General features: G+C 35.3%; 5 protein-coding genes and 1 pseudogene. 5 read left to right on the top strand and 1 reads right to left on the bottom strand.

All coding sequences use genetic code 11. The features are described 5' to 3' along the window. Positions 1-239: 239 nt before the first annotated feature. Positions 240-773, top strand: a pseudogene (locus G468_RS0106470) (VWA domain-containing protein); the annotation flags it as partial. On the opposite strand, the gene asnA reads toward G468_RS0106470, so the two are convergent. Then, positions 774-1766: an aspartate--ammonia ligase gene (gene asnA, locus G468_RS0106465; RefSeq protein ID WP_026822431.1), complete on the bottom strand. Its 993-nt coding sequence runs from the start codon at positions 1764-1766 to the stop codon at positions 774-776. It lies immediately after the preceding pseudogene. Positions 1767-1928: 162 nt separating this feature from the next. Here asnA and asnC point away from each other — a divergent pair, with 162 nt between their 5' ends. From asnC to rsmG, 4 genes are all read left to right on the top strand, one after another. Then, a complete protein-coding gene (gene asnC, locus G468_RS0106460) occupies positions 1929-2390 on the top strand; it encodes a transcriptional regulator AsnC (protein ID WP_026822430.1) in 462 nt (153 codons plus the stop codon). A gap of 86 nt (positions 2391-2476) precedes the next feature. Next, the gene (mioC, locus tag G468_RS0106455) at positions 2477-2932 is read left to right on the top strand and encodes an FMN-binding protein MioC (protein WP_026822429.1); all 456 of its coding nucleotides are present in this window, start codon (positions 2477-2479) and stop codon (positions 2930-2932) included. Between the two features lie 351 nt (positions 2933-3283). Then, positions 3284-5173 (top strand): tRNA uridine-5-carboxymethylaminomethyl(34) synthesis enzyme MnmG, encoded by a 1890-nt coding sequence (gene mnmG, locus G468_RS0106450; protein ID WP_026822428.1) that lies wholly within the window; start codon positions 3284-3286, stop codon positions 5171-5173. Between the two features lies 1 nt (position 5174). After that, positions 5175-5801, top strand: coding sequence for a 16S rRNA (guanine(527)-N(7))-methyltransferase RsmG (gene rsmG, locus G468_RS0106445; protein ID WP_034249434.1), 627 nt, complete (start codon positions 5175-5177; stop codon positions 5799-5801). Positions 5802-6000 lie beyond the last annotated feature (199 nt).

Raw genomic sequence — 6000 nt, 5'->3', positions numbered from 1 at the left:
CAGGCTGCTTTTCACCGGGGCGCAAATGGGTAAAAAAGCAACGGAATTGTTGTCAGAAAGACTGCATAACCTGGAGAAAAAGCGATGGTTACGCAGCTAAACGCAGGATCAATGTGTCTAAAATAAGGAAATCAGGTTAGAAATTACACTCTCTGAGGAAATGTTAACTGGCACTAAACACAATAAATCGATCCCCATCTCCTTTTTGCAATAAGGGATGGCTTTTGCTACTCACTTTAAAAGCGATTCAATTTCCTAACCATCAAGAACAACAACAACTAAAAGGGCCATTCATTGTATGCATTGACACGTCAGGTTCAATGGGAAAATTTAATGAGCGTTGTGCTAAAGCTTTCTGTCTCGCTTTAATGAAAATAGCCATGAGTGACAACCGTCAGTGTCACATTATTCTATTTTCAAAGGAAGTTATTCATTACGATTTGCTAAACATTGATGGATTAGAGCAATTAATGCAATTTCTTAATCAAACATTTAGTGGAGGAACAGATTTGGCGGCCTGTTTAAATAAATGTTTAGAAAAAATGCAACAACAGCAGTGGAAAGATTCAGATGTGGTTGTAATTTCAGATTTTATTGCTCAACGGCTACCTGATAATTTAATAAAAAGAATAAAAATTCACCAAACTAAACAACAACGCTTTCATGCTGTTACATTATCTAAATATGGAAAACCCGGTATCCTAAATATTTTCGATTATATCTGGCATTTTGATACCGGGCTAAAAAGTCGATTCATACGCTATTGTAAATAATTACAGCATATCCGCAATAACTGCATGACTTTCTGGCGACCATACACTACATTGAACTTGGCCAATATGCTTTTTCTGAAGTAATAACATTACTAAACGAGATTGTCCAATACCCCCACCGATTGTCTGTGGCATTTGATCTTTTATCAATGCTTGATGCCACTCAAGAGACATTCTATCTTCATCATCTGTGATTGCTAATTGGCGTGTAAGCGCTTCTGTATCGACACGGATCCCCATCGAAGAAATTTCAAATGCATCCTGTAATATAGGGTTCCATACAATAATATCACCATTTAAACCGGCATAACCTTCACCGTTAGGTGTTGTCCAATCGTCATAATCAGGAGCACGTACATCGTGAGCAAGGCCATGTGATAGTTTTCCACCAATACCAATAAGAAAAACTGCACCTAATTCTTTAGCTATTTCACGTTCTCTTCCTTTAGCATCAAGATCAGGATAGCGTTGTAATAGTTCTTCACTATGAATAAAATGAATTTGCTCAGGTAAGAATGGCTCTAAACCAAACTCTGTGTTTACGGCTTTTTCTGTTTCCTTTATGGCTTGATAAATTTTAATTACTGCCTGCTTTAAATAATCAAGAGAGCGCTCATCCTTAAGCATCACTTTTTCCCAATCCCACTGATCTACAAATACAGAATGAATAGGTGTGAGACGATCTTCATCAGGGCGCAATGCTTTCATATGGGTATAAAGGCCTTGTCCAGGTTTAAAATCAAAACGACCTAACGTTTTACGTTTCCATTTAGCCAATGAGTGTACAACTTCAAAAACAGAATCTGGCATCGATTTTACTTTGACTTGTACTGCTTTTTCATGACCGGAAAGGTTATCCTGAATTCCATCACCGAGACGACTTAATATAGGCGCTTGAACTTCAATTAAAGCTAACTTTTTTTCTAATAAACGTGAAAAATATGATTTAACAAAACTAATTTGTTGTTGTTTTTCGATGAATGACTTTTCCATTTTCTTACCCCATAATCTGTAGCATTGTTTGCTTTGTTATACAGATTAAGCAACAGATCAGGCCATAAATTCAATATACTTAATAAAAAAAAGTCATTATGATTTATAATATTCAAAATATATCCCTTTAAAATAGATAATCGCTAAAAATGGTGTTTTAAAATGGTTGAAAATTATCAGATCGATAATCTGGATCGTGACATACTTAATGAACTAATGAGAAATGCAAGGATCCCATACGCTGAAATGGCTAAAAAATTTGCCGTAAGTCCAGGTACGATACATGTCCGAGTTGAAAAAATGAAACAAGCTGGGATTATATTAGGAACACGTGTAGATATTAGTGTGAAGCGACTAGGTTTTGACGTCTGTTGCTTTATTGGCATTATTTTAAAAAGCGCAAAAGACTATCATACTGCCCTGAAAAAACTTGATGAATTAGACGAAGTGGTTGAAGTCTACTACACAACTGGACAATATAGTATATTTATCAAGGTAATGTGTCGATCCATTGATGCGTTGCAAGACGTACTTATCAACAAGATACAAACAATAGATGAGATCCAATCTACGGAAACCTTGATCTCTTTACAAAATCCAATAATGCGTACTATTAATCCATAAAAAATATAATAACCATATTATCCACAGGTAGATCCCAACTCATTCACAACATACAATAGCCATAGTTTTAAATAATGAGGTTTATAATGACAAAAGTAACATTGATAACAGGTAGCACTATGGGCAGCGCTGAATATGTGGCCGAGCATATTGCTGAAATATTGGAAAAAACTGGTTTCGACACTGAAGTTACATATGGTCCATCCTTAAAAGATCTACCAACAAAAGGTATTTGGTTAATTGTATGCTCTACCCATGGAGCAGGCGAACTACCTGAAAATATACAACCTTTAGCAAAAGAGATCAGCGAAGAAAAACCTGATCTTAGCCAGATTAATTATGGTGCGATTGGGATAGGTAGCAGGGAATATGATACTTTTTGTGGGGCAATCCATACTTTAGATCAACTACTAAAGGATCATCATGCAAAACGTGTAGGTGAACTATTAGAGATTGATATTCAAGAATATGACGTGCCAGAAGAACCCGCAGAAATTTGGATCGAAAAGTGGAAAGATAATATTACCGTTTTGAATAAATAAAATCACAAATAAATGTGGATAACTTTGCTTAAAAGCAGGGAATAACCGGTAGTTATCCATAGCATAAGCTTAAATGCTAGCAATCGTTGTGTATAACTAGCTATATTAATCCCAGCTTATACGGAGTAGGATCACTTATCATTCACAGCTAAAGATCATAAACAACATAATGATCTTCTTAGGGTATTTACGTTTATCCACAGAAGATCGCGATCCTAATAAAAGATCTAATAAAGAGATCTTTAAATAAAAAGATCTTATTTATATTAAACAAGGATCATATAACTTGCCTCTTTGCAAAACTCGAGTAAAATTCATTCCCAAAGTCATATTTAACACTAAGGTTCATACATGTTTTACCCAGAACAATTTGACGTCATTATTATTGGTGGGGGCCACGCTGGTACTGAAGCAGCTATGGCTGCTGCTCGTATGGGACGCCAAACTTTACTTCTAACCCATAATATTGATACGTTGGGTCAAATGTCATGCAATCCAGCTATCGGAGGAATAGGTAAAGGACATCTGGTTAAAGAAATTGATGCCTTAGGTGGCATTATGGCTATTGCAACTGATAAAGCAGGGATCCAATTCAGGACGCTAAATGCAAGCAAAGGGCCAGCAGTACAAGCAACAAGAGCTCAAACTGATCGCGTACTTTACAAACAAGCGATCAGGACAGCGCTGGAAAATCAAAACAATCTAATGATTTTCCAACAAGCTGTTGAAGACTTGATCGTAGAAAACGATCAAATTATTGGCGTAATAACCAAAATGGGATTAAAATTTCACACAAAATCTGTTGTACTAACCGTAGGTACCTTCCTTGACGGTAAGATCCATATAGGATTAGAAAATTATAGTGGTGGCAGAGCTGGTGATCCTCCTGCTATTGGTCTATCGCATAGGTTAAGAGAACTACCTCTACGGGTAGATCGACTTAAAACAGGTACACCACCTAGAATAGATGCAAGAACTATCGATTTTTCCCAATTAGTACCGCAATTTGGTGATGATCCTACGCCCATTTTCTCTTTTATTGGATCTGCGGAACAACATCCAAAACAATTACCTTGCTACATCACCTATACCAATGAAAAAACTCACCAGGTGATTCGTGATAACTTAGATCGCAGTCCTATGTATGCAGGTATCATTGAAGGAATAGGTCCTCGCTACTGTCCTTCTATTGAAGATAAAGTTATGCGGTTTGCGGATCGTTCAGCACATCAAATCTTCCTTGAGCCAGAAGGACTAACAAGTAATGAAATTTACCCTAATGGAATTTCTACTAGTTTGCCTTTTGATGTACAAATGCAAATTATACATTCGATGAAAGGTCTAGAAAATGCTCGTATTATTCGACCAGGATACGCTATTGAATATGATTTTTTTGATCCTCGGGATTTAAAACCAACTTTAGAAAGTAAATTTATCAAAGGATTATTTTTTGCTGGCCAGATCAATGGCACCACTGGTTATGAAGAAGCTGGAGCACAAGGATTATTAGCTGGACTTAATGCAGCTCGTTACGCTTTTGAACAAGAGGGATGGTTTCCTCGTCGTGATCAAGCTTACATTGGTGTTTTAGTTGATGATCTTTGTACATTAGGAACTAAAGAACCGTATCGAATGTTTACTTCACGAGCAGAATATCGTCTCATGCTACGTGAAGACAACGCTGATCTTCGTTTAACTGAAAAAGGCTATGAGCTTGGTCTAATTGATGAAAATCGTTGGCAAAAATTTTGTCGTAAAGTTGAATTAATAGAACAAGAACGTCAACGCTTGCGTAATCTTTGGTTACATCCTAATTCAGATAAAATTAATGATCTTAATCAAGTGTTAGCTGTTCCGCTTTCAAAAGAATCAAATGGCGAGGATTTACTACGACGTCCTGAAATGAGTTACAAATTACTTACTTCTTTAAAATATTTTTCACCTGCAATTGATGATCCTCAAGTTACAAATCAAGTTGAAATTCAAGTAAAGTATGAAGGTTATATTATTCGTCAACAAGAAGAAATAGAAAGACAACTCCGTAATGAAAATACAACATTACCGACTAATTTAGATTACAAGCAAATTACTGGCCTTTCTAATGAAGTCATTGCCAAGCTCAATGATCATAAACCTAGTTCTATTGGTCAAGCATCGCGTATATCAGGTATTACACCAGCTGCAATATCCATATTATTAGTATGGTTAAAAAAACAAGGTTTATTACGTCGGAGTGCTTAAAATGAGGTTAGTAACCTATTTTAAAACTTTATTAGATAAAACAGATATTATTTTGACCGATCAGCAAATACAACAGCTCATTGCCTATATTGAATTATTAAATAAATGGAATAAAGCATATAATTTAACTTCAATTAGATCTCCTGAACAAATGATTATTCGTCATATTTTGGACAGCATAATTGTTGATAAATACCTTGTTGGTAAACGATTTATTGATGTCGGAACAGGTCCAGGATTACCGGGTATACCACTTGCTATTGTTCGCCCTAATGCTCATTTCACACTGTTAGATAGTTTAGGAAAACGGGTCAGATTTTTGCGACAGATACAACATGAATTGATGCTTAAAAACATAGAGCCTATCCAAAAACGAGTTGAACAGTACCAACCGGTAGAAAAATTTGATGGCATAGTAAGCCGGGCATTTGCTTCAATACAGGATATGCTTTCATGGTGTCAGCATCTTCCGAAGCAAAATGGAGGACAATTCTATGCGCTTAAAGGTACACTTTCCGCAAGTGAAATATCAACTTTTCCTTCTAAATTTAAGCTAAATAAAATTATTTCGTTGGATGTACCTGGCCTCAATGAACAGCGACATTTAGTGATTTTAGGGTTCAATTAATATTGTTTTTGATCAAAAAAAGTGACATTTTTAGTCAAAAAAATAAATTTTAAAATGTTACTGTTATTTTTTGCATTAAAATTTTAAAAAGAAATAATATTAACTTTTTTATTACATTATGATAACCAAAAAGGATAATAATTATATTGTATTCTACTTATTATTAATTAGTTACATAAAAATATCTAAATGTATTTTT

It is taken from the genome of Arsenophonus nasoniae DSM 15247, assembly GCF_000429565.1.
Taxonomy (GTDB): domain Bacteria; phylum Pseudomonadota; class Gammaproteobacteria; order Enterobacterales; family Enterobacteriaceae; genus Arsenophonus; species Arsenophonus nasoniae.
The sequence above is the reverse complement of the archived record's forward strand: the minus strand, read 5'-3'. Positions and strand labels throughout refer to the sequence as shown.